General features: G+C 58.5%; 16 protein-coding genes. 13 read left to right on the top strand and 3 right to left on the bottom strand.

Translation table 11 applies throughout. The annotated features are described in order from the left end of the window. The first annotated feature begins 94 nt into the window (after positions 1–94). From dppA to dppF, 5 genes are all read left to right on the top strand, one after another. Positions 95–1702 carry a dipeptide ABC transporter periplasmic-binding protein DppA gene (gene dppA, locus D4100_RS15225; RefSeq protein WP_013811013.1) on the top strand — a complete coding sequence of 536 codons (1608 nt, stop codon included), beginning with the start codon at positions 95–97 and terminating at the stop codon, positions 1700–1702. Positions 1703–1870: 168 nt separating this feature from the next. Further along, positions 1871–2890: a dipeptide ABC transporter permease DppB gene (dppB, locus tag D4100_RS15220; protein WP_065505679.1), complete on the top strand. Its 1020-nt coding sequence runs from the start codon at positions 1871–1873 to the stop codon at positions 2888–2890. Between the two features lie 11 nt (positions 2891–2901). Beyond that, entirely contained in the window at positions 2902–3804 is a 903-nt protein-coding gene (dppC, locus tag D4100_RS15215; protein ID WP_065505680.1) for a dipeptide ABC transporter permease DppC, read from the top strand. Between the two features lie 15 nt (positions 3805–3819). Continuing rightward, on the top strand, positions 3820–4800 hold the full coding sequence (dppD, locus tag D4100_RS15210) for a dipeptide ABC transporter ATP-binding protein (protein WP_065505681.1): 981 nt from the start codon (positions 3820–3822) through the stop codon (positions 4798–4800). Beyond that, positions 4797–5786, top strand: coding sequence for a dipeptide ABC transporter ATP-binding subunit DppF (gene dppF / locus D4100_RS15205; RefSeq protein WP_065505682.1), 990 nt, complete (start codon positions 4797–4799; stop codon positions 5784–5786). Before dppD ends, dppF begins: the two co-directional genes overlap by 4 nt. A gap of 326 nt (positions 5787–6112) precedes the next feature. On the opposite strand, the gene bcsG is transcribed toward dppF, so the two are convergent. The 3 genes from bcsG to bcsE are packed head-to-tail and all read right to left on the bottom strand — an operon-like array spanning position 6113 to position 9523. After that, a complete protein-coding gene (gene bcsG, locus D4100_RS15200) occupies positions 6113–7765 on the bottom strand; it encodes a cellulose biosynthesis protein BcsG (protein ID WP_065505683.1) in 1653 nt (550 codons plus the stop codon). After that, the gene (bcsF, locus tag D4100_RS15195) at positions 7762–7965 is read right to left on the bottom strand and encodes a cellulose biosynthesis protein BcsF (protein ID WP_065505684.1); all 204 of its coding nucleotides are present in this window, start codon (positions 7963–7965) and stop codon (positions 7762–7764) included. The genes bcsG and bcsF overlap by 4 nt, the downstream gene beginning before the upstream one ends. Further along, positions 7952–9523, bottom strand: coding sequence for a cellulose biosynthesis protein BcsE (gene bcsE, locus D4100_RS15190; protein WP_119804683.1), 1572 nt, complete (start codon positions 9521–9523; stop codon positions 7952–7954). The genes bcsF and bcsE overlap by 14 nt, the downstream gene beginning before the upstream one ends. A 215-nt stretch (positions 9524–9738) precedes the next feature. Between bcsE and bcsR the strand changes: the two genes are divergently transcribed. From bcsR to D4100_RS15150, 8 genes are all read left to right on the top strand, one after another. Further along, complete coding sequence (gene bcsR / locus D4100_RS15185; RefSeq protein ID WP_065505686.1) at positions 9739–9930, top strand: cellulose biosynthesis protein BcsR; 192 nt, start codon at positions 9739–9741, stop codon at positions 9928–9930. A gap of 3 nt (positions 9931–9933) precedes the next feature. Then, entirely contained in the window at positions 9934–10656 is a 723-nt protein-coding gene (gene bcsQ / locus D4100_RS15180; RefSeq protein ID WP_065505687.1) for a cellulose biosynthesis protein BcsQ, read from the top strand. Then, positions 10653–13256 (top strand): UDP-forming cellulose synthase catalytic subunit, encoded by a 2604-nt coding sequence (gene bcsA / locus D4100_RS15175; RefSeq protein ID WP_065505688.1) that lies wholly within the window; start codon positions 10653–10655, stop codon positions 13254–13256. The genes bcsQ and bcsA overlap by 4 nt, the downstream gene beginning before the upstream one ends. Positions 13257–13311: 55 nt before the next feature. Then, positions 13312–15618, top strand: coding sequence for a cellulose biosynthesis cyclic di-GMP-binding regulatory protein BcsB (gene bcsB, locus D4100_RS15170; RefSeq protein ID WP_119804682.1), 2307 nt, complete (start codon positions 13312–13314; stop codon positions 15616–15618). A 5-nt stretch (positions 15619–15623) separates the two neighbouring features. Then, a complete protein-coding gene (gene bcsZ, locus D4100_RS15165) occupies positions 15624–16736 on the top strand; it encodes a cellulose synthase complex periplasmic endoglucanase BcsZ (RefSeq protein ID WP_065505690.1) in 1113 nt (370 codons plus the stop codon). Next, the gene (bcsC, locus tag D4100_RS15160) at positions 16718–20191 is read left to right on the top strand and encodes a cellulose synthase complex outer membrane protein BcsC (RefSeq protein ID WP_119804681.1); all 3474 of its coding nucleotides are present in this window, start codon (positions 16718–16720) and stop codon (positions 20189–20191) included. The genes bcsZ and bcsC overlap by 19 nt, the downstream gene beginning before the upstream one ends. Positions 20192–20468: 277 nt before the next feature. Then, a complete protein-coding gene (gene hmsP, locus D4100_RS15155) occupies positions 20469–22475 on the top strand; it encodes a biofilm formation regulator HmsP (protein WP_119804680.1) in 2007 nt (668 codons plus the stop codon). 300 nt (positions 22476–22775) lie between these two features. Next, on the top strand, positions 22776–24065 hold the full coding sequence (locus D4100_RS15150) for a dicarboxylate/amino acid:cation symporter (protein WP_119804679.1): 1290 nt from the start codon (positions 22776–22778) through the stop codon (positions 24063–24065). The last annotated feature ends 204 nt before the right edge of the window (positions 24066–24269 follow it).

The following is a 24269-nucleotide window of genomic DNA, read 5'->3' as shown; positions in this document are numbered from 1 at the left end:
TTCTGCCTTCGGGCATCGACTGCACAGGCCGCGCAAAAAAAAATATAGGGTCTGGCAGTAATACACACATCACATCACATAACGGAGCACAGCGATGACAAGTTCCTTGGGAAAAACAGGGATTCTGAAATTCGGGATTGGGCTGATTGCGTTGACCGTAGCGGCCAGCGTGCAGGCAAAAACGTTGGTTTACTGTTCTGAAGGGTCCCCGGAAGGGTTCAACCCACAGCTGTTCACCTCGGGTACCACCTATGATGCCAGCTCGGTGCCCATCTATAACCGTTTGGTCGAATTCAAAATCGGCACCACCGAGCTGGAGCCGGGCCTGGCCGAAAAATGGGACGTCAGCGAAGACGGCAAAACCTACACTTTCCACCTGCGTAAAGGCGTGAAGTGGCAGAGCAGCAAAGACTTCAAACCGACCCGCGATTTTAACGCCGACGACGTGGTGTTCTCGTTCGAACGCCAGCTGGACGCGAATAACGCCTATCACAAAGTCTCCGGCGGCAGCTATGAGTACTTTGAAGGCATGGACATGCCGAAGCTGATCGCCAAAATCGAGAAAGTGGACGATAACACCGTGCGCTTCGTGTTGAACCGTCCGGAAGCGCCGTTCCTGGCCGATCTGGGCATGGACTTCGCGTCCATCCTGTCAGCCGAATACGCCGATAACATGATGAAAGCCGGCACGCCGGAAAAAGTGGACCTGAACCCGGTCGGTACCGGCCCGTTCCAACTGCTGCAATACCAGAAAGATTCCAAAATCCTGTACAAGGCGTTCGAAGGCTACTGGGGCACCAAGCCGAAGATCGATCGTTTAGTCTTCTCCATCACGCCTGACGCTTCCGTGCGTTACGCCAAGCTGCAGAAAAACGAGTGCCAGGTGATGCCGTACCCGAATCCGGCCGACATCGCTCGCATGAAGCAGGACAAAACCATCAACCTGATGGAAAAACCGGGGCTGAACGTCGGCTATCTGGCGTTCAACGTCGAGAAAAAGCCGCTGGATAATCTGAAGGTGCGTCAGGCGCTGACCCTGGCGGTCAACAAGCAGGCGATCATCGACGCGGTGTATCAGGGTGCAGGCCAGGCGGCCAAGAACCTGATCCCGCCGACCATGTGGGGCTATAACGACGCGGTGAAGGATTACACTTACGATCCGGTCAAGGCCAAAGAACTGCTGAAAGAAGCCGGTATGGCTGACGGTTTCGCCATCGATCTGTGGGCGATGCCGGTACAGCGTCCGTATAACCCGAACGCGCGTCGCATGGCGGAAATGATCCAGAACGACTGGGCGAAAATCGGCGTGAAAGCCAAAATCGTGACCTATGAGTGGGGTGAATACCTCAAGCGCGCCAAGGCGGGCGAACATCAGACGGTGATGATGGGCTGGACCGGCGACAACGGGGATCCGGATAACTTCTTCGCCACGCTGTACAGCTGCGCCGCAGCGAAAGACGGCTCCAACTACTCCCGCTGGTGCTACAAGCCGTTTGAAGATCTGATTCAACCGGCGCGCGCCGAACCGAACCACGACAAACGCGTAGAGCTGTACAAACAGGCCCAGGTAGTGATGCACGATCAGGCTCCGGCGCTGATTGTCGCGCACTCCACCGTATATGAGCCCGTGCGTAAAGAAGTGAAAGGTTACGTCGTGGATCCGCTTGGTAAGCATCACTTTGAGAACGTCTCTCTAGATTGATTCTGGCCCTTCGGCCGGGGTGCACAAAAGGACTTGGCAGGGGCGCAACAGGTTGCGCTTCTGCTGAGTCGTCCCCGGCGTATGGCATCAGGGTTGTTCAAAGTGTGTGAGCTTTAATAAGCCTGGCGGACGATGAGCTGCCGGGCATTGATACAGAGAGTTCGGGATATGTTGCAGTTCATACTCCGACGTTTGGGGTTAGTTATCCCAACGTTTATCGGCATAACGTTGCTGACTTTTGCATTCGTCCATATGATCCCGGGTGACCCGGTGACCATCATGGCCGGGGAACGCGGGATCTCCGCAGAACGCCATGCGCAGTTGATGGCGGAAATGGGGCTGGACAAGCCGCTCTATCAACAATACTTCACTTACGTATCCAACGTGCTGCATGGCGATTTGGGTACTTCCCTCAAAAGCCGCATCTCGGTGTGGGAAGAGTTTGTTCCACGCTTTAAAGCCACGCTGGAGCTCGGTTTCTGCGCGATGATCTTCGCCGTGCTGGTGGGCATTCCGGTTGGCGTGCTGGCGGCGGTCCGGCGGGGATCGATATTCGATCACACCGCGGTGGGCATTTCGTTGACCGGCTATTCGATGCCGATTTTCTGGTGGGGCATGATGCTGATCATGCTGGTATCGGTGCAGCTAAACCTGACGCCGGTATCGGGACGCGTCAGCGATACGGTATTCCTCGACGATAGCCTGCCTCTGACCGGCTTTATGCTGATCGACACCCTGATCTGGGGCGAACCGGGCGACTTCAAGGATGCGGTCATGCACATGATCCTGCCGGCCATCGTGCTTGGCACCATCCCACTGGCGGTTATCGTGCGCATGACGCGCTCCTCGATGCTGGAAGTGCTCGGCGAAGATTACATCCGCACCGCACGCGCCAAGGGCGTGAGCCGTATGAGGGTGATCGTGGTGCATGCGCTGCGCAACGCGCTGTTGCCGGTGGTGACGGTCATCGGCCTGCAGGTCGGCACCATGCTGGCCGGTGCCATTCTGACCGAAACCATCTTCTCCTGGCCGGGCCTGGGGCGTTGGTTGATGGACGCGCTGCAACGTCGCGACTACCCGGTCGTTCAGGGCGGCGTGTTGCTGGTCGCCTGTATGATCATTCTGGTTAACCTGCTGGTAGACGTGCTCTACGGCGTGGTCAACCCGCGTATTCGCCACAAGAAATAAGGGGCGCTCTGATGTCTCAAGTCACTGAGTCTGTAGTTAAAGGTGCGCCGAAGCCCATGAGCCCGTTCCAGGAGTTCTGGCACTATTTCAAGCGCAACAAAGGGGCCGTTGTCGGCCTGGTTTATATCGTTTTGATGTTTGTGATTGCTATTGGCGCCGGCGTACTGGCACCGCATGCCCCGGCGGATCAGTTCCGCGACGCACTGCTCAGGCCACCGGCCTGGCAGGAAGGGGGCAGTTGGCAGTATTTCCTCGGTACCGACGATGTGGGTCGCGATGTGCTGTCGCGCCTGATGTACGGCGCGCGATTGTCGCTGCTGGTCGGTTGTCTGGTGGTGGTGCTGTCGCTGATCATGGGCGTGGTGCTGGGTCTGTTGGCCGGTTACTTCGGCGGCGTGGTGGATGCGGTCATCATGCGCATCGTCGACATCATGCTGGCGCTGCCAAGCCTGCTGCTGGCGCTGGTGCTGGTGGCGATCTTCGGCCCCTCCATCGTTAACGCCTCGCTGGCGCTGACCTTCGTCGCCCTGCCGCACTATGTGCGTCTGACCCGCGCGGCGGTGCTGGTGGAAGTGAACCGCGACTACGTCACTGCCTCACGCGTGGCGGGCGCCGGCGCGATGCGCCAAATGTTTATCAACATCCTGCCAAACTGCCTGGCACCCTTGATCGTCCAGGCTTCTCTTGGCTTCTCGAACGCGATTCTGGATATGGCCGCTCTCGGCTTTCTGGGCATGGGGGCGCAACCGCCAACGCCGGAGTGGGGCACCATGCTCTCCGACGTACTGCAATTCGCCCAAAGCGCCTGGTGGGTCGTGACCTTCCCCGGTGTGGCGATTCTGCTGACGGTGCTTGCATTCAACCTGATGGGGGACGGCTTGCGTGACGCTCTCGACCCCAAACTCAAGCAGTAACAGAGGACGAGAGAGATGGCGTTATTAAATGTAGACAAGCTTTCGGTGCACTTCGGTGACGAAGGCACCCCCTTCCGGGCGGTAGACCGTATCAGTTACAGCATCGAGCAGGGCCAGGTGGTCGGCATCGTCGGCGAATCCGGCTCCGGGAAGTCCGTCAGTTCGCTGGCGATCATGGGATTGATCGATTTCCCCGGTAAGGTGATGGCCGAAAAACTGGAGTTTAATGGCCAGGATCTGCGCAAGATTTCCGAAAAAGAGCGCCGCCAACTGGTGGGCTCGGAAGTGGCGATGATCTTCCAGGATCCGATGACCAGCCTTAATCCATGCTACACCGTCGGTTTCCAGATCATGGAAGCGTTGAAGGTGCATCAGGGCGGTAATCGCAGTACCCGCCGCCAGCGGGCTATCGATCTGCTGACCCAGGTGGGTATCCCCGATCCGGCCTCGCGGCTGGACGTGTACCCGCATCAGCTTTCCGGCGGGATGAGCCAGCGCGTAATGATCGCCATGGCAATCGCCTGTCGGCCGAAGTTGCTGATTGCCGATGAACCGACCACGGCGCTCGACGTGACCATCCAGGCGCAAATTATCGAACTGCTGCTGGAGTTGCAGCAGCGCGAGAATATGGCGCTATTGCTGATCACCCACGATCTGGCGCTGGTAGCCGAAGCGGCGCACCACATCATCGTGATGTACGCCGGCCAGGTGGTGGAGTCCGGCAAGGCCGCAGAGATCTTCCGTGCGCCGCGCCACCCATACACTCAGGCGCTACTGCGTGCGCTGCCGGAATTCGCTGCCGACAAGGCGCGCCTGGCTTCGCTGCCGGGTGTGGTACCGGGCAAATATGACCGCCCGAACGGGTGTTTGCTCAACCCGCGCTGCCCGTACGCCAATGAGCGTTGCAGCAAAGAGGAGCCGGAACTGCGCAGCATTCCCGGCCGTCAGGTTAAATGTCACACACCGCTGGATGATGCGGGGAGGCCGACCGCATGAGCCAGAATCAACCCTTATTGCAGGCGATTGACCTGAAGAAACACTACGCGGTCAAGAAGGGGATGTTTGCCCCGGAACGGCTGGTCAAAGCGCTGGATGGCGTTTCCTTCACGCTGGAGCGCGGTAAAACGCTGGCGGTGGTGGGCGAATCAGGCTGTGGCAAATCGACCCTGGGCCGCCTGCTGACGATGATCGAAGTGCCGACTGCCGGCGAACTGTACTATCAGGGGCAGGATCTGCTGAAGCCGGACGTCACCGCCGAGAAGCTGCGGCGCCAGAAGATCCAGATTGTGTTCCAGAATCCTTACGGATCGCTCAACCCGCGCAAAAAGGTTGGGCAGATCCTCGAGGAGCCGTTGCAGATCAACACATCGCTGAACAGCGCGGAACGTCGTGAAAAGGCGCTGGCGATGATGGCGAAGGTCGGGCTGAAAACCGAACATTACGATCGCTACCCGCACATGTTTTCCGGCGGCCAGCGCCAGCGTATCGCCATCGCGCGTGGGTTGATGCTAAACCCGGACGTGGTGATTGCCGATGAGCCCGTGTCTGCACTCGATGTGTCGGTACGTGCGCAGGTGCTGAACCTGATGATGGACCTGCAGCAGGATTTGGGGCTGTCCTATGTGTTCATTTCACATGATTTGTCGGTGGTGGAGCACATTGCCGACGAGGTGATGGTGATGTATCTCGGCCGTTGCGTAGAGAAGGGCAGTAAAGACGCCATTTTCAATAACCCACGCCATCCGTATACCCAGGCGCTGCTGTCTGCCACGCCGCGCCTGAATCCGGATATGCGCCGCGAGCGCATCAAGCTGACCGGTGAGTTGCCCAGCCCGATGAACCCGCCGCCGGGCTGTGCATTCAACGCCCGTTGCCGTCGCGCTTTCGGGCCATGCACCCAGCTGCAACCGCAGCTTAAGCAATACGGCGAACAGATGGTGGCCTGCTTTGCGGTCGATCAGGATGAAAATCCCGGCGTATAAGTCTGTTATTGTTGATAATTAATGTTAACGCCGGCATTTGCGCCGGCGTTTTTTTTTGGGCTGCTTCCCGGAGTTATTAATTTTATTTATTGAATAATTATTTCGGATATATTCATAAATATTTATTTTATTATCGTAATTCTGAAAAAAATATTATTTATATTAGGAATTTCCTTAGTGACATGATACCCGCCATCTTTCTATTAATTAGCCCGATGACTTAATGACTGGCGGTTCAGCGCTGTAGTTAACCCTTATTCTACCAGCCATAAAAAAGCACGCCCGAAGGCGTGCCTGAGAATTAACTGCGGGATTGGCCGTGGCGTTTACTGCGGATAAGGCACCCAATCACCGCCGTTAAGGCGAATGTACGACTTACCCTGGTATTGCATCACAATGGCGTTGTCATTCTCCGAGATTACCGGCGTTTGCGGCAGATTCTGAGTCAGCGCCTGCCAGTCTACGCTTGGCGCGGTGAAGGCTTTACCGTCTACCAGGCGGGATACCAGCTCAGAGAGCGCCAGATAGCTGCTTGGCGTTTTAATCTGCAACGGGCTGCCCTGATGCGGCGCTGTCATGCCCACCAGTTTGATGCCGACCGGCGTATGGGTAATGTTCGGGCTTGGGATATCACGCAGGCCGGACATCTGCATTTTGTCGCCCACCAGCGCCGCGCCATGTTCCGGCACAATCACCACCATCACTTTGCGTCCGGACTTCTCCAGCTGTTCCAGGAAGGTATTCAACTGGTCAAACAGCTTTTGCGCCCGCGGCTGATAATCCGCGCTCTTGTTCGAGCCGACGAAGCGGTTGCCGTCATGCAGCGGAATGATGTTGAAGAAGGTAGCACTGCGGGTATCCCCGGCTTTTTGTTGTTGATCCAGCCAGCGGGTGAGCAGCTCCAGATCGTTGTAAATCGGCTCGCCGTCGAAAGAGGCCAGTTCATTGCCGATACCGGCTTGCGACATCAGCGGTGCTTGTAGATCGCCCTGTTCGCGCAGCTCTTTGAGGAAATTGCCGAACACGCCCGAATGGTCCAGCATCAACTGTTCTTTAAAGCCAAGTTTGGCCAAATTATCAAACAGATAGCACTGCTGATTCACCGGTTGATACAAATCGTGATGCGAAGGTTGGCCGCAACTGGCGCGCAGCAGGCGGATAGCTGCCGGGCCACTGTAGGCAGTCGCCGAGTTGAAGTTGTCGAACATGATGTCCATTTTCGACCACAACGGGTGGTTCTGCAGGTTGATCGACTCCATATCGGCCCAGGCCAGCGAACAGATATTGATCACCAGCAGGTCAAAGGGCTGGGCGTCGGCCGGCAGGGCGGCCGGGAAGGCGGTGGCGCGGGATTTTTCCCGATCGTAAAACTGATTCAGGTAGGCCGTCAGGTTGGCGCTGGTCGGCGGCGCACTGTCGGTCGGGGCGTTGTCACCGCCAGTTGCGGCCGGGGCCGTCGCAGCCGGCGTGGTGGTGGCTGCGGTGGTGGTGGCGGGCAGCAGCGACACGGCCGGGCCGGCGATGGTCAGGACGTTCAGCCACACCAGCGCCCCCACGGTGAAGACCGTGACGCGCACCCACTGGGACAGGAACAGATAGGCAATCAGCATCACGAAGGCGGCGCCGATCATCTGCCAGTTGATAAAGCGGTTCACCAGTTCCAGCAGGTATTGGGCGCTGAAGCCGGTCAACTGCGAGCCCTGGCTGAGAATGCTGTTAATGCCCGGCAGCCAGGTATCGTAATAGAACAGGGCGATGCCGACAGGAATGGCGACATAGTGCCGCCAGCGGTGCAGACGCAGCGCCGGTATCGGCATCAGCAGGAACGCCATGAACACCAGGTTCGGCAGCGGGTGGAAATTCAGGTAGCCGAACCACAGCAGGCCGAATTTGGCCAGGAAGTAGTAGTTCCAGCCGCCGAGCCCGCGCCAGTAGCGCCACAGAGAGTTATCGGGTTGGATGTTGTTTTTTGGCTTCATGGCTGTTTCTTATGCTTAATCTGAGATGAAGAACCTTCGCGCACCCATAACCCAGAGGATTTTAAATAACGCGGTGATAAAAACAGGTTTTGCCAATATTGACGCCAGCGTGGGAAACGGCGGTGAAAGAAATAGCCCAGCGGAATAAAAATGATCGCGCACAGCAGGATCAACTGCACGATATCGTTAAGGTTCAACATGCTTGTTCTCCTGTGCGCCGGTGGCCAGCGTGAAGGCTACCGGTTGACGGCGTTCCTGCGGGCTGTCAGCCACGGCGGCGCTCTGGCGCGGCGCGAACGGCGTGGTGGCCTGCGTCGCTAACGGAATATTGGCGTTTTGCGCCAGCCGTTTGATTTCTGAAGTAATATCCACGTCCTGGTGCCATACCACCCGGTTGCTGAACGCCTCGTTCACCGGCAGGCGGAAGATGAATTTCAGCGCGGTGTCCAGATCGTTAATCCGGCAAGTGGAGAGGAACAGCACCAGCCGCCCTTGCACCACGGTCATTACGTCGCCGAAGCGGCGCAGATGACACAGGGTCATCGCCTGTTCGGCGCGCAGCCCAGGCGCAGGGCGCAGCGCGACCATCACGCCTTTGCCGTCTTCCGGCAGCAGCGTGTTGTTCATCAGTGAAATGACGGCCTGGCTGAAGTCGTCCGGACGCATATAGCCTTTCAATTGCAGCGGCCGCAGGCCGTGCAGCAGGGCGTCGATATCCGCCGGAACATGACGCGAGAAGCGTTGCCCCTGGATGCCCTCCAGCATGGTCAGAAAGCGTGATAGCGGCGCAACGTGCGGCACAATCAGGTTGGCGCCGCAGGCCAGCAGCAGGCGTTCATCGCTGTAGCGCAGGCTGGCGCTCATCTCGCGCACCACAATTTTCAGTCCGTTGCCGCGTTGGCGGCGCAGGCTGTGAATTTGATGTGCCAGCGCATCGATTTCATCGCTCTGATAGAGCGCAAATATCAGCGTTGCCGAGAGCGTCAACATGCCGTGCTGAGCAAGTTGCGCATTGCTTTCCAACAGTTGCCAGTTGGCCGACAGCGGTGGCGCGCCTTCAAGAATGCTTTGCTGCGCCAGATAGAGGCCTTCGTCGCTGCGTATGGCAGTTGGCGAAGGTTGATTGCCGTCATCGTCCCCCTGCCAGCCGCTTTCGCCGGCGAACAGCGTCAGCAATTGGTTGGCGTTGATGCCGTTTTTCGTACACCACCAATTCACCAGATACTGTGCGCTGTCTTGCTGCCACTGCAGACTGGACAAGCCGTTAAGAATGCGGTGCTGGGTGCTGAGCTGCCCTTTGAGTTTGTTCACGCCACTGCCATGGCTGAGGATCAACAGGGTGCATCCTTGCCGATGCAGCCAGTGGCCGGTGGTACTGGCCCAGTCGCGCAACTCTTCGGTGGTGAAGGTTTGCCACAGGCTGGCGTGGGCCAGCAGGATCAATAAGCGGTTTTGCGGTTTTAAGGCGCGCATCAGGTCATCGCAGAAATGCGTCAACGCCGCTTTTTTCTCCGGTAACTGGTACAGCGGAATTTTTTTCAGCGCGGGGGAAGCCAGCTCGGCCAAGAGTTTGTCGGGTTTTTCCCCGCTGCAAATCAACGCGACCTGGCTGGTTGCGGCCTGGGCAGCCAGAGTTTGTTGGCAGAGCAGAGTGGCATCAGTTTGGCGGTCGACATTCACCCAATAAAGCCCAGGGGACTGCATCACTGACAGTTCTTCCCAAATCTGCCGAATACCTAATGAGAAAGATTGCGCCATAGGATATTTTTCTACTTTCGTTGAAAGTGTCGTCGCGGGCAACTGAGTATTGCTAGTCAGTCATCGTATCATTGGGATCAATAATAACAAATCTGGCAATCTGTGTAATAATATCTGTTAAGAATCATCTTATTGGTTATGTGTTTTTTTAAGTTGCTCTTTTTTCTACATTGCTATAGTTAATTAACATTAGCCTATTTTTAAAAGGCGGCAGAATGAATAATCAATTAACGCGCTTTCACGCGGTGGTATCGCCGGAAACTCAGGACGATCTGCTGGCCCTTAGTCAGGCTTTTTCTCTGCCACCATTAAGTTATGTCGATATTTCGCGTCAGGAACGATTAACGCAGATGATGACGCGCTGGCCATTGCTGGCCGAATTGGCGCAAACAACAGGGAGCCGTTAGTTTATGCCGGTAATTGCGCTGCAAGGGCTGCGAGGCGGGATGGGGGCGACGTCAGTCACGGCGGCACTCGCCTGGGCATTACAACAGTTGGGCGAGTCGGTGCTGGCGATTGATTTCGCGCCGGATAATCTGTTACGCCTGCATTTCAATACGCCGTTTGAGCTGGCACGCGGCTGGGCTCGTGCAGAGCAGGACGGCGGCGACTGGCAGCAGGGTGCCATGCGCTACTGCGAAAAACTCGATTTTCTTCCTTTTGGCCGGCTAACGGCCACGGAACGACTGAATCTGCAATCCCCGGCTCGCTGGCAAGATAATCTGGCGCAGTTGGCCGCCGGCGGTCAATACAACTGGATCCTGCTGGATGTGCCGGCGGATGATGGTGTGCTGGCGCGTCAGGCGTTAGCGCTGGCAGACAGCGTTTTCATGCTGATCGCCCCGGACGCCAACTGCCAGATCCGCCTGCATCAACAGGCGCTGCCGGAAGGTTGCCGCTTCCTGATTAACCATTATTTTGCCGCCAGTCAGTTGCAGCAGGATCTGCATCAGCTGTGGCTGCAAACGCTGGGTGGCCTGTTGCCGGTGGTTATCCACCGCGATGAGGCGATGGCCGAGGCGCTGGCGGCAAAGCAGCCGCTGGGTGAGTACCGCTCCGAGAGCCTGGCTGCCGATGAGGTGCTGACGCTGGCCAACTGGTGCCTGATCAATCTCAAGGATGCGGCGCCATGAGCCGGGTGATGAGCCTGCTGCTGGTGCCGCCGGTCTATCAGGCGGTGCAGACGCGCTACCGAACCTACCGCCGTAACGGATCCTCGGCCTTTAGCGCTTTCTTCGCCACGTTGCTGGTGGCGTTGGGCTGGATTTTCCTGCGCTTTGAATCCCCGGGCTGGCAGCGGGTGCGTGCCGGCCGCGCCTATTGGTTCCCACACCTGTCCTTCATCCGCCCGCGCCCTGCGGATGGACTGCGTTATCTGCTGCAGGGGCTGTGGTTGCTGCTGTTTCGCACCGGTCGCGCACCTATGGGCCGTCATTATTTCGCCGGTTGGCATCGCCTGCAATTGCGCTATGCCAACTGGCTGCAAAGGCTCCCGCACCGGTTGCAAAGCGCCGGGGTAGAGCAGCGTTCGGTGGAGCGCCTGAGCCAGATGAGCCGGCGCATGCGCCGTGTGCTATTTATTATTGTCGGCGTGCTGGCGGCGATCCTCGCCATGCTGTGCATTTCGCAGCCCTTCGATTTGCCGGCGCAGTTCGTGTTTGTGGTACTGCTGTGGTGCATTGCGATGGTGGTGCGCCGGGTGCCGGGCCGCCTGCCGGGGCTGATGCTGATTGTGTTGTCGCTGACCGTTTCCTGCCGCTACCTTTGGTGGCGCTATACCGCCACGCTGAACTGGGACGATCCGCTCAGCCTGACCTGCGGCCTGCTGCTGCTGGCGGCGGAAACCTATGCCTGGGTGGTGCTGGTGCTGGGGTATTTTCAGACCGTCTGGCCGCTTAACCGCCAGCCGGTGCCGCTGCCTGCCGACAGTACCACCTGGCCGACCATAGATCTGCTGGTGCCGACCTACAACGAAGATCTTGGGGTGGTGAAGCCGACCATTTACGCCGCGCTGGGCATCGACTGGCCGAAAGAAAAGGTCAATATCTATATCCTCGATGACGGCAACCGGCCCGAATTCAAAGCCTTCGCCGCAGAGGTGGGGGTGAAGTATATCGCCCGGCCGACCCATGAGCACGCCAAGGCCGGCAACATCAACAACGCGCTGAAGCAGGCCACCGGCGAGTTTGTGGCGATTTTCGACTGCGACCACGTACCGACTCGCTCCTTCCTGCAATTGACCATGGGCTGGTTCTTCAAAGACAAGAAGCTGGCGATGTTGCAAACCCCGCATCACTTCTTCTCGCCGGATCCGTTTGAGCGCAATCTGGGGCGCTTCCGCCAGACCCCGAACGAAGGCACGCTATTCTACGGCCTGGTGCAGGACGGCAACGATATGTGGGACGCGGCCTTCTTCTGCGGCTCTTGCGCCATCCTGCGCCGCAGCGCGCTGGATGAGATCGGCGGCATCGCGGTGGAAACCGTCACCGAAGATGCCCACACCTCGTTGCGTTTGCATCGTCGCGGGCACACTTCGGCCTATATCCGTATTCCACAGGCTGCCGGGCTGGCGACCGAAAGCCTGTCGGCGCACATTGGCCAGCGCATTCGCTGGGCGCGCGGTATGGTGCAGATTTTCCGGCTGGATAACCCGCTGTTCGGCAAGGGGCTGAAACTGGCGCAGCGGCTGTGTTATGCCAACGCCATGTTGCACTTCTTGTCCGGCATTCCGCGGCTGATTTTCCTCACCGCACCTTTGGCGTTCCTGCTGATGCACGCCTATATCATCTTTGCGCCGGCGCTGGCGATCGCGCTCTATGTGTTGCCGCATATGATCCACGCCAGCCTGACCAACTCACGCATCCAGGGTAAATACCGTCACTCCTTCTGGAGCGAGATCTATGAAACGGTGCTGGCCTGGTATATCGCCCGGCCTACCACGGTGGCGCTGTTCAACCCGCACAAAGGCAAATTCAACGTGACCGCCAAAGGCGGGCTGGTGGAAGAGGAGCATGTCGATTGGGTCATTACCCGGCCTTACATGTTCCTGGTGGTGCTCAATCTGGCGGGCCTGATCTTCGGCGCCTGGCGGCTGGCCTACGGCCCGACGGACGAGATCATGACGGTGATCATCAGCCTGGTGTGGGTGCTGTACAACATGACCATTCTCGGCGGCGCGGTGGCGGTGGCGGTGGAGGCCAAGCAGGTGCGCCAGGCGCACCGCGTGGAGATTGCCATGCCGGCCGCGATAGCCCGCGCCGATGGTCACCTGTTCCCTTGCACGCTGCGCGACTATTCCGACGGCGGGGTAGGGATTGAAATGCGCGTATCCGATGCGCTGAAAGATGGCGACAAGGCATCGCTGCTGTTAAAACGCGGCCAGCAGGAATACAGCTTCCCGTGCGTGGTCACGCGCGCCTTCGGCAGCAAGGTGGGGATCCGCATGGTCGATCTCAGCACCCGTGAACATATTGATTTTATTCAGTGCACCTTTGCCCGCGCCGATACCTGGGCGCTGTGGCAGGACGGGTTCCCTGAAGATAAACCGATCGAAAGCCTGCGCGACGTTCTGGCGCTGGGTTTCCGGGGTTACCTGCGCATGGCGGACTATGCGCCGCCGATGGTGCGCAGCCTGCTGGTCGGATTCACGACGCTGATTGCGTGGATAGCGTCGTTTATCCCGCACGGCGTAGGCAGGAACCCGGCTTTCAGCCAAAAAGAGACAGTGGTATAGGCAAACCGCCCGCTCACTTGCCTGGTTCCCAGGCGCTAACATTGATGATGATACGATGACGAGAAAAATAACCTGGTTTACCGCCCTGGCCTTAGGCATCAGCACCCTGTCTCAGGCTGAAACCGCCACCGCGCCGACCGTCGTCGCGCCACCGGTGAGCGTGCCGGCCGATGCACCGGTCACTGCACCTATGGGAGCGGCTGCACCTCAGGATGCGAATGCGCCGGTCCGTGACGTGCAATTGCAGTTTGCCCAGATAGCGCCGCCGCCGGGAACCTTTACCCTGCGCGGCACCCGACCGGATGGCCAGGTTGAGTTCGGCGTACGCAGCGACGAAGTGGTGTCGCAGGCGACGCTCGATCTGGAGTTCACACCGTCGCCGTCGCTGATCCCGGTGGAATCGCACGTCAAGGTGTACCTCAATGACGAACTGATGGGCGTGACCACCCTCACCAAAGAACAGCTCGGCAAGCCGAACCGCATTCAGATGGCGATCGACCCGCGCTATATCACCGATTTTAACCGCGTGCGGCTGGTGTTCGTCGGCCATTACCAGAACATCTGCGAAAATCCGGCCAACAGTACGCTGTGGCTCGACGTCAGCAAGTCCAGCTCGCTGAATTTGCGTTTCCAGACGCTGCCGTTGAAAAACGAACTGTCGCATTTCCCGGAACCCTTCCTGGACAGCCGCGACAACCGGCCGCTGACCTTGCCGATAGTATTCGCCGGCTCGCCGGACCTCGCTCAGCAGCGTGCGGCGGGCATGCTGGCCTCGTGGTTCGGCAGCAAGGCGCAGTGGCGCGGCCAGTCGTTCCCGACGCTGTATAACAAGCTGCCGGACCGGCATGCCATCGTCTTCGCCACCAATAAGCAGCGCCCGGATTTCCTGCGCGATTACCCGGCGGTCAACGGGCCAACGGTGGAAATGATCAGCCATCCGGATAATCCGTACGTCAAACTGCTGCTGGTGCAGGGGCGCGATGACAACGATTTGATCACCGCGGTAAAAGGCATTGCGCAGGGTAACATTCTGTTCCGCGGCCAGAACGTCACGGTGGACAAGGTTGAACAACTGGCGCCGCGCAAGCCGTACGATGCGCCTAACTGGGTGCGTACCGATCGGCCGATGACCTTTGCCGAGTTGCAGCAATATGCCGAACAGCTGCAAACCAGCAGCATCGAACCTGGCCCGATCTCGCTGACCATGAACCTGCCGCCGGATCTGTTCCTGATCCGCAGCACCGGCATAGATATGCACCTGAAATACCGCTACACCGCGCCGCGCATTCAGGACGGTTCGCGTCTGAGCGTTAGCCTGAACAACCAGTTCGTGCAGGCCTATTCGCTGGTGCCGGAACACGAACAGGGCGCTCAATTGCTGCGTCTGCCGCTGACCCAGGGGCTGATCGACTCCGACAAGAGCGTCAATATTCCGGCGCTGCGGCTGGGTGCCAGCAACCAGATGCGTTTCGACTTTGATTACACCACGCTGCTGGCCAGTGGGGCGGAAGGGCGTTGCGAGACGTATTCCTTCACCCAAAACCACGCAATCATCGACGGTTCATCGACCATTGATTTCTCCGGGTACCGTCACTTTATGGCGATGCCGGACCTGCGCGCCTTCGCCAATGCCGGTTTCCCGTTCAGCCGTATGGCCGACCTGTCGCAAACGCTGGTGCTGGTCAACAAACAGCCGCAGCCGGCGCAGGTTAGCGCAATGCTGAACTCGCTGGGGATCATCGGTGCCCAAACCGGTTACCCGGCGCTGGCGATGACCTTGAGTGACGACTGGTCGCAGGCCAAAGATCGCGATGCCGATATTCTGATGATCGGCACTATTCCGCCGGAACTGCGGGACGACAAAAAAATCAGCCTGCTGGTGGATGCCACCCAGAGCTGGGTGAAGCAGCCAACGCGTCAGTTGCCGCTGCCGACGATGGATGTATTGCCGGAGGACACCAAACCGGACAGCCAGACCACCATCAGTTCCGAAGGTGCGATGTCGGCGATTATCGGCGTGCAGTCGCCGTTTAACGATCAGCGCAGCATTGTGGCGCTGCTGGCCGACAGCCCGCGCGGCTATGATCTGCTGAACACGGCGCTGCTGGACAGCGGCAAGCGCGCGGCGGTATTCGGCTCGGTGGCGGTAATCCGCGAATCGGGGGTGAACAGCCTGCGCGTGGGCGACGTTTATTATGTCGGCCACCTGCCGTGGTGGGAACGCATCTGGCACGCGTTGTCGACCCATCCGGTGTTGCTGGCGGCGATTGCGGTGATTGTGGTGGTGATTCTGGCGCTGATGTTGTGGCGTGGCCTGAAGGCTTTCAGCCGCCGCCGCCTGTCGCCTGAAGATCGGGATTAATCACCATGTCCGTAACGCTGAAACGCCTGACGTTCGGCATGCTGCTGTTGTGCGCATTCAGCGCGGCGGCGGCCTGCGAGTGGCCGGCCTGGCAACAGTACAAACAGTTTTACATCAGCGACGAAGGGCGGGTGATCGACCCGAGCAGCCCGAACCGTATCACTACTTCGGAAGGACAGAGCTACGGCCTGTTCTTCGCCCTGGTGGCGAACGATCGGCCGGCGTTCGACAAGTTGCTGGAGTGGACGGAAAACAACCTGGCGGCGGGCGATCTCAGCGCCCATTTACCCGCCTGGCTGTGGGGCGAGGACGATAAAAAACGCTGGACGGTGCTGGACACCAATACGGCGTCCGATGCCGACCTGTGGATTGCCTACAATCTGCTGGAAGCCGGCCGTTTGTGGAAAAGCCGGCGTTATCAAACTCTGGGGACGCTGCTGTTGCAGCGTATCGGCCGCGAAGAAGTGGCTGATATCCCCGGGCTGGGGCTGATGTTGCTGCCGGGCAAGGTCGGGTTCGTGGCGGAAGATCGCTGGCGGCTTAATCCAAGCTACCTGCCGCCGCAGCTGCTGGCGCGTTTCGCCGCCCTGAACGGCCCGTGGCGAGCGATGCAGCAAACCAATCAGCGGCTGTTGCTGGAAACCGCACCGCACGGCTTCTCGCCGGATTGGGCGGTGTGGCAGGCCGGCAAAGGCTGGCAGCCGGACACCACCAAACCGGATATCGGCGGCTATGACGCCATCCGGGTTTATCTGTGGGCCGGCATGCTGGCGGACGATGACGAGCATAAAGCCGCATTGGTCAAACAGCTGCTGCCGATGGCGCAATCGACCGCTCAGCAGGGCGTTCCGCCGGAAAAAACCGACACCGCCAGCGGTAAAACCAGCGGTGACGGCCCGGTGGGCTTCTCCGCAGCCATGCTGCCGATACTGGCCAATCAAACGGCTGCGCTGGACACCCAGCGCCAACGCATCAATCAACACCCGCCGGGCGACGATGCCTATTTCAGCGCCTCGCTGACGCTGTTCGGCCAGGGATGGGATCAACAACGTTATCGTTTTAATCGGCAGGGTGAACTTCAACCCGCCTGGGGCGGCCAATGCGTAACTTCAGAATAAACTGGTTGGGCCTGGTGCCTTTAAGTCTGGCGATGCTGCCGCAGGCGCAGGCGGCAGAAGCCGTCTCGCCGGAGCAGTGGTTGTTGGAGCAGGTGCGCGTCGGGGAAGCCAGTAACAAGGATGAACTGGTGCGCCAGTCGCTTTATCGGCTTGAACTGATGGATCCGAATAACCCGGACGTGATTTCAGCGCGCATGCGCCTGGCGTTGCGGCAGGGCAATCAGGCGCTGGCGCAGCAGCAACTGGATAAGCTTAAGCAGGTCGCGCCGCAGTCCAGCGCTTATCGTCAGGCGCAAATGAACATGCTGCTGACCCAGCCGGAAACCCGCCAGAAACTGCAACAGGCGCGGTTGATGGCGACCGCCGGCCGTTTGCCGGAGGCGAAAGCGCAATATGACGACCTGTTCCATGGCGATCCGCCGACGCTGGAACTGGCGGTGGAATACTGGCGTCTGGTTGCCCGTCTGCCGGGTCAGCAAGCCGCTGCGCTGAAACAGCTGCAGTCGTTGGATAAACACTATTCCGGTAACGTACAGTTGCGCATGTCGCTGGTGCGGATGCTGTTCAGCCAGGATCGTGACGCGCAGGCCTATGATTTACTGCAAAAAGTGGCCGCCGATCCCGCCGGGCGCGGCGAGGCTGCCGATCTGTGGCTGGAAAAGGTCAAAGCCATGCCGGTCGGCCCGCAAAGCGTGGCGGCCCTCAATCGATTCCTCGGCGTATTTGAAACCGGCGATCAGGCGGTCAACGCCCGACAGGAACTGGCCCGGCAGCAAGCGCTGCTGTCGGATCCCACCTATCTGGCGCGGGTACGCGGATTGGCGCAAGTGGACAAGGGCGGCAGCCGCGCGGCGATCCCTGAATTAAGAAAAGCGCTGGTGGCCTCACCCAATGATGCTGAAGTGTTGGGAGCGCTTGGCCAGGCCTATTCACGCGCCGGTAATCGCCCACAGGCATTGAGCTTGTTTCGTCAGGCGTTGCAGGCCGATAAGGGTGGCAACAACAGCAGTAAATGGCAGAGCCTGATTAAAAGCAACTCTTACTGGCTGGCAATTGACGAAGGCGACAAGGCGTTGAAAGCCGGCAATCTGGTATTGGCGCAGCAGAAATACCAGCAGGCCGGTCAGATTGACGGCCGTGACAGCAGTGCGGCACTCGGCCTGGGTGACGTTGCGGTAGCGCGTAAAGATGACGCCGCTGCGGAACGTTATTATCAGCAGGCGCTGAGGCTGGAGCCGGGTAACGGCAGTGCGGTGCGCGGCCTGGTGAATATCTATCAACGTCAGTCGCCGGAAAAGGCGCTGGTCTATCTCAATAGCCTGCCGCGCAGCCAGCAAAACAAGCTGCGCAGTACGCTCGACGGCCTGCAGCTCGACATGCTGAAACAGCAGGCTGACGATTTGGCCGGGCAGCAGCAATGGCATCAGGCGGCGGAAAAATACCGCCGCGCCCAGTTGATGGACCCTGATGACGTCTGGTTGACCTATCGCTATGCGCAGACGCTGCGTCAGGCTGGGCAACCGCAGCAGGCGGACGCCTTGTTCGGCCGGTTGGCGCAGAAGCAGCGTGACAATCCGCAGCAGGCCTACGCTTATGCGTTATACCTCTCCGGCAGCGATCGCGACCGGCAGGCGCTGGCGCAGCTGAATACCTTGCCCGCCGCGCAGTGGAACGACAACATGCGCGAGCTGGCGCAACGGCTGAAAATGCAGGCGACGCTGGAACAGGCCGAACGGCTGCGCGCCGCAGGCGACGAACCTGGCGCGGTGGCCTATTTGCGCCGGCAGCCGGCGGATACCCGCATCGATCTTCAGTTGGCCGATTGGGCGCTGGCCCGCGGTGAATATGACGCCGCGCTGGCCGATTATCAGCGGGTGCGGGCCCGTGAGCCGAACAACCCGGATGCGCGGTTGGGGGAGATTGAGGCCTATGTGGCGCAGGGCAAACTCAGCGAGGCGCGCCAGCGCCTGCAAACCGAACCGCAGGAGCCGGAACCTTCCAGCAGCAGCGAGCGGCGGGTGGCCAATGCCTGGTATGCCGTTGGGGAGCCGCAGAAAGCGAGCGATATCTTTACCCGGCTGAAAACGGCCGCGCAACAGGAACCGGCGGGGCAGGCGAAAGCCTTGATTTACCGCGATGCGGCCCGGGTTGAACGGGAACAGCGGCAGCCGGAATTGGCACAGCAGGACTATAAACAAGCGATGGTCGCCAGTGGCATCACGCCAAGCGTGCCGCAGGATAACGATAGCTATACCTATCTGACGCGCAATAACCCGGGTGACGACTGGCTCAAGCGCGGTATTCGATCGGACGCGGCGGATCTGTACCGCCAGCAAGATGTCAATGTTACGCTCGATCACGATTACTGGCGTTCCAGCGGTACCGGCGGCATCTCCGATTACAAAGCGCACGACACCATGTTGCAGGTGGACATGCCGCTGTACGATGGGCGGGCCTTCTTGCGGACCGACACCGTGCAACTGGATGCCGGCAGTTTCTCCCCCGACAGCAGCGGCAGGTATTACGAAACCTTCGGCACCTGCAATACCCAGGGCTGCAGCGGCGATGAACATCAGAAAGCCACCGGCACCAGCGTGGCGGCCGGTTGGAAAAACGATCGCTGGGCGGGGGACATAGGTACCACGCCGATGGGCTTTGAGGTAGTCGACTGGGTAGGTGGGCTGGCCTACAGCAATGACTGGAACCACATTGGCTGGACGCTGGCGGCCTCGCGGCGGCCGATCTCCAGTTCGCTGCTGGCGTTTGGCGGGACCAAAGATCCGAATACCGGCACCACCTGGGGGGGCGTGCGTGCCACCGGGGTAAGCCTTAGCGCCAGCTACGATCGCGGCGAAGCGCACGGCGTCTGGGCTGACCTCAGCGCGCACCAGTTGACCGGCAAGAACGTCGAGGATAACCAGCGTGAGCGCTTTATGGCCGGTTATTACTACAAGCTGATTAATGAAGATAACCGCCGCGTCACCGTCGGGCTGAACACCATGCTGTGGCACTATCAAAAGGATTTGAGCGGCTACTCGCTCGGCCAGGGTGGCTATTACAGCCCGCAGCAATATATGTCGCTGGCGGTGCCGGTAAATTATCGCCAACGCACCGAGAACTGGTCCTGGGAACTGGGTGGTTCGGTGTCATTGTCCCATTCGAAAACCAACAGCCAGCGGCGTTATCCGCTGCAGGGGCTGATACCGGATTCGTTGCCGGACAAGTTCGCTATGGAAGACGGCAGCTCCTCTTCCGGCGTCGGTTATACTTTGCGGGCGATCGTTGAGCGCCGTCTCAGTTCGCACTGGACGCTGGGCGCCGGTATCGATATTCAGCAGGCGAAGGATTATACGCCGAGCCACGCATTGATTTATCTACGCTATTCGTTGGCGGGCTGGCAGGGCGATCTCGATTTACCGCCGCAACCGCTCACGCCTTACGCAGACTTCAAATAACCTGGCTCAGTCAGATTCGGAGTGTCGGACACAGGGTAGTTTTGCTACCCTGTGTTAAGGCTGCGCCTTGCCATTTTCCGCCACCGGCACTCAGGTAGCAGGGCGAGACAGGGGCTTTCGTTTAAGAAAAGACTGAAACCCGCAGTTTTCTTGGTTCTGCCATGAGTATGGCAAGATAAAAACAGCAGACAATCGAGTATACTCGGACCGGTCCGAAGGGGGGTAGGATACTTCTTAACCTCTTTTTTATTTCAGCCCGAATTAGCGGAGAGCAGGTTTGCGGGTCAGGCGTTCATTAACGATTAAACAGATGGCAACGGTGTCCGGTGTGGCGCTGGTGACGATCTGCATATTTATCGTGATCCAGTTATTCCATTTTGTGCAGCAGCGCAGGGATGACTATGCCCAGCAACTGGAAAACATTGCTCATTCCGTGCGGCAACCGCTGGCGGAGGCCGTGCTGCGCATGGATGTGCCGGAAACCAAACGGGTGCTGAATACCCTGTTGCCGGTGGGCATTCTGACCCGTGCGGATATCGTGCTGCCGAATGAGTTTCAGGCACTGCACGCCAACTTCCCGCCGGAACGTCCGGTACCTACGTTAATCGCCCGTCTCTTCGAGCTGCCGATCCAAATTTCCGTTCCGCTCTATTCGCTGGAGCGCGTGCCGGCCAACCCGCAGCCTCTGGCTTATCTGGTGCTGCAGGCCGATTCGTTCCGCATGTACCAATTCATTCTCAGCATGTTGTCGACCATGCTGTCGACCTATTTGCTGCTGGCGTTGATTCTGTCGGTCGCTATCAGCTGGTGTATGAACCGGTTGATGGTGCATCCGCTGCGCGCAATGGCGAAAGAGCTGGAAAATATTTCGCAAGATGAAGCGCCTTATCACCAACTGATGCTGCCGGCCCTGCACCAGGACGATGAGCTGGGGTTGCTGGTGCGCAACTACAATCGCAATCAGCAGCGGCTGGCTAAAGCCTATGCCGAGATGAGCCGTCTGAGCACGCGCCATCCGGTAACCGAGCTGCCTAACCAGGCGTTGTTTACCGCTCTGCTGGAACAGCATATCGCCTCCAGCCTGCGGCCCGATCGCTTTAACCTGCTGGTCATTGGCATTGAGACGCTGCATGAGGCATCCGGCGTGCTCAACCCGGCGATGCGCGAAGCGCTGTTGCTGACGTTGGCAAAGAAGCTGCGTGAGTGTATTGATGAAAACGGCGTACTGGCGCAACTGAGCAACACCGAGTTCGCTATTTTGGCCAAAGGCGTTGAGCGGCCGTTCCACGCCATGCAGTTGGCGCGCCGCATTATGGCGCAAATCAATGCGCCGCTGAGCCTGCAGGAAATGCCGTTGCGGCCAAGCGCCAGCATCGGTATCGCCCACTATCTCAATGTGGGTGAGAGTGCGGAACAGCTGCTGCGCAGCGCCACTTCGGCGATGATGTCGGCGCATCGTGAAGGCAAAAACCAGATCCTGTTCTTTGAGCCGAGCCTGACGGAGCGCACCCAAAAACGGCTGACGCAGGAAAGTGAAATTCTGCACGCCATCGATCAACGCCGTTTCACCCTGTTTTTACAGCCGCAGATGGACATGCAGTCCAATGCGGTGATCGGCGCCGAGGCGCTGCTGCGTTGGCAGCAGTACGACGGCAGCTTTACTCTGCCGGCAGACGTCATTCCGTTGGCCGAGGAGCTTGGCGTGATCGTGCCGCTCGGCAACTGGGTGCTGGAAGAGTCCTGCCGCATTCTGGCGGACTGGCAAACCAGAGGCATTACGTTGCCGCTGGCGGTCAACATTTCCGCCATCCAGATGCAGCATGAAAACTTTATTCCGCACCTGAAGAGCGTGCTGGCGCAGCATCATATCGACCCACGCAAGCTGCTGCTGGAAATTACCGAAACGGTGCGCATCGACGATCTCGATCGTGCGCTGGCGCTGTTGCGGGAATTGCACGATCTGGGGTTGTCGATTGCGTTGGACGATTTTGGCATGGGATATTCCAGCCTTAATTACCTTAACCGCCTGAAATGCCTGCCGATCGATTTGATTAAAATCGACAAGAGCTTTATTCAGGGGTTACCGGCGGATGACGCGATGGTGCGCATCGTCAGTTCCATTTCTGAGGTGCTGCATCTGCCGGTAATGGCTGAAGGGGTCGAAAATGCCGGGCAGCGCGATTGGCTGTTGCAGCACGGCATTCACAGCGGTCAGGGGTTCCTGTTTGCCCGCCCGTTGCCGCGCGCGGAGTTTGAATCTCAGTTCTGCCAACCCTCGGCTTAAGCCCGGCACTTGTGTCTTTCGTTTCGGGCGACGTGTGCGTCGCCCGTTGAATATCCTGCCAAAAAAACGTTGATTATCAGCTACCCCTTTTGCGTTAGTGCAAAGAAATAGTTACGCAATTCGCCGCCTTGCATTCTAGCTGACGCGTTTCAGCTCTTAAATTCGTATCAACATGTGTCTGTGGCTGCAACAAATTATTTCCATGTTGTTATGTGGGTGTTATTTTCCGCGCAAGCGATGAACAGGCGAGATAACTAGACTACCGCCTGGTGCGTGTCTTCCCCCCCAAAGGATGTTCATATGAAAATCACTATCTTTAAGAGCCTCTATTTTCAGGTGCTGACGGCGATTACGCTGGGCGTCCTGCTTGGCCATTTTTATCCTGATATTGGCGCACAGATGAAACCTCTGGGCGATGGATTCGTTAAGCTGATTAAAATGATCATCGCGCCGGTGATTTTCTGTACCGTGGTGACCGGCATTGCGGGTATGGAGAGCATGAAGGCCGTAGGCCGCACCGGTGCGATCGCGCTGCTCTATTTTGAAATTGTCAGCACCCTGGCGCTGCTGATTGGCCTGCTGATCGTCAACGTGGTGAAGCCGGGCGCGGGGATGAACATAGATCCGGGCACGCTGGATGCCAAAGCGGTGGCGGTATACGCCGAACAGGCCCAGCAGCAGGGTATCATTCCATTCCTGCTGGACATCATTCCCGGCAGCGTCATTGGCGCTTTCGCCAGCGGCAACATTCTGCAGGTATTGCTGTTTGCCGTGCTGTTCGGTTTCGCCCTGCATCGTCTGGGTGACAAAGGCCAATTGATCTTCAACGTGATCGACAGCTTCTCGCGCGTTATTTTCGGCATCATCAATATGATCATGCGCCTGGCGCCGCTGGGTGCCTTCGGGGCGATGGCGTTCACCATCGGTAAGTATGGCGTGGGTACGCTGCTGCAACTCGGCCAGTTGATTGCCTGCTTCTATATTACCTGCGTGCTGTTTGTGGTGGTGGTGCTTGGCACCATTGCCCGCGCCAATGGTTTCAGCATTTTCAAATTTGTTCGCTATATCAAAGAAGAGCTGCTGATTGTGCTCGGGACCTCTTCTTCCGAGTCGGTGCTGCCGCGCATGCTCGACAAAATGGAGAAGCTGGGCTGTAAAAAATCGGTGGTGGGGCTGGTTATCCCGACCGGCTATTCCTTTAACCTGGACGGCACCTCGATCTACCTGACCATGGCAGCGGTATTTATCGCTCAGGCGACCAATACCCATATGGATATCATGCATCAGGTGACCCTGTTGGTGGTGCTGTTGCTGTCATCGAAAGGGGCTGCAGGGGTGACCGGTAGCGGCTTTATCGTGCTGGCTGCCACCATTTCCGCCGTGGGCCACCTGCCACTGGCCGGCCTGGCGCTGATTCTGGGTATTGACCGCTTTATGTCCGAAGCCCGCGCGCTGACCAACCTGGTCGGTAACGGCGTGGCAACCGTGGTGGTGGCGAAATGGTGTAAACAGCTGGATGAAAAACAGCTGAAAGACACCTTGTCCAACAAGCACGGTAACGGTGCCGATAAAACACTGCCTTCCGCCTGATTTTAGCTTCAAAACACCGGCTGCGGCCGTAGCCGGTGATGTTTTATTCCCCCGAGTAAAGAATTCTTGCATTAAAAACCCGACTATCCATTATTTTTCACTTCAATGAGTGACATCCGCAAAGGCGTGCGGTCTAACAGAGTGGTACACTTTCTGCTTTCCGCCCCACTGTGAAACTCAGGGCGTATTTGTAGGCTGTACGAC

Origin of the sequence: Serratia inhibens (genome assembly GCF_003591175.1) — a bacterium.
GTDB classification, from domain to species: domain Bacteria; phylum Pseudomonadota; class Gammaproteobacteria; order Enterobacterales; family Enterobacteriaceae; genus Serratia; species Serratia inhibens.
Note: the sequence above shows the minus strand (reverse complement) of the source record. Positions and strands in the feature narration are given on the sequence as shown.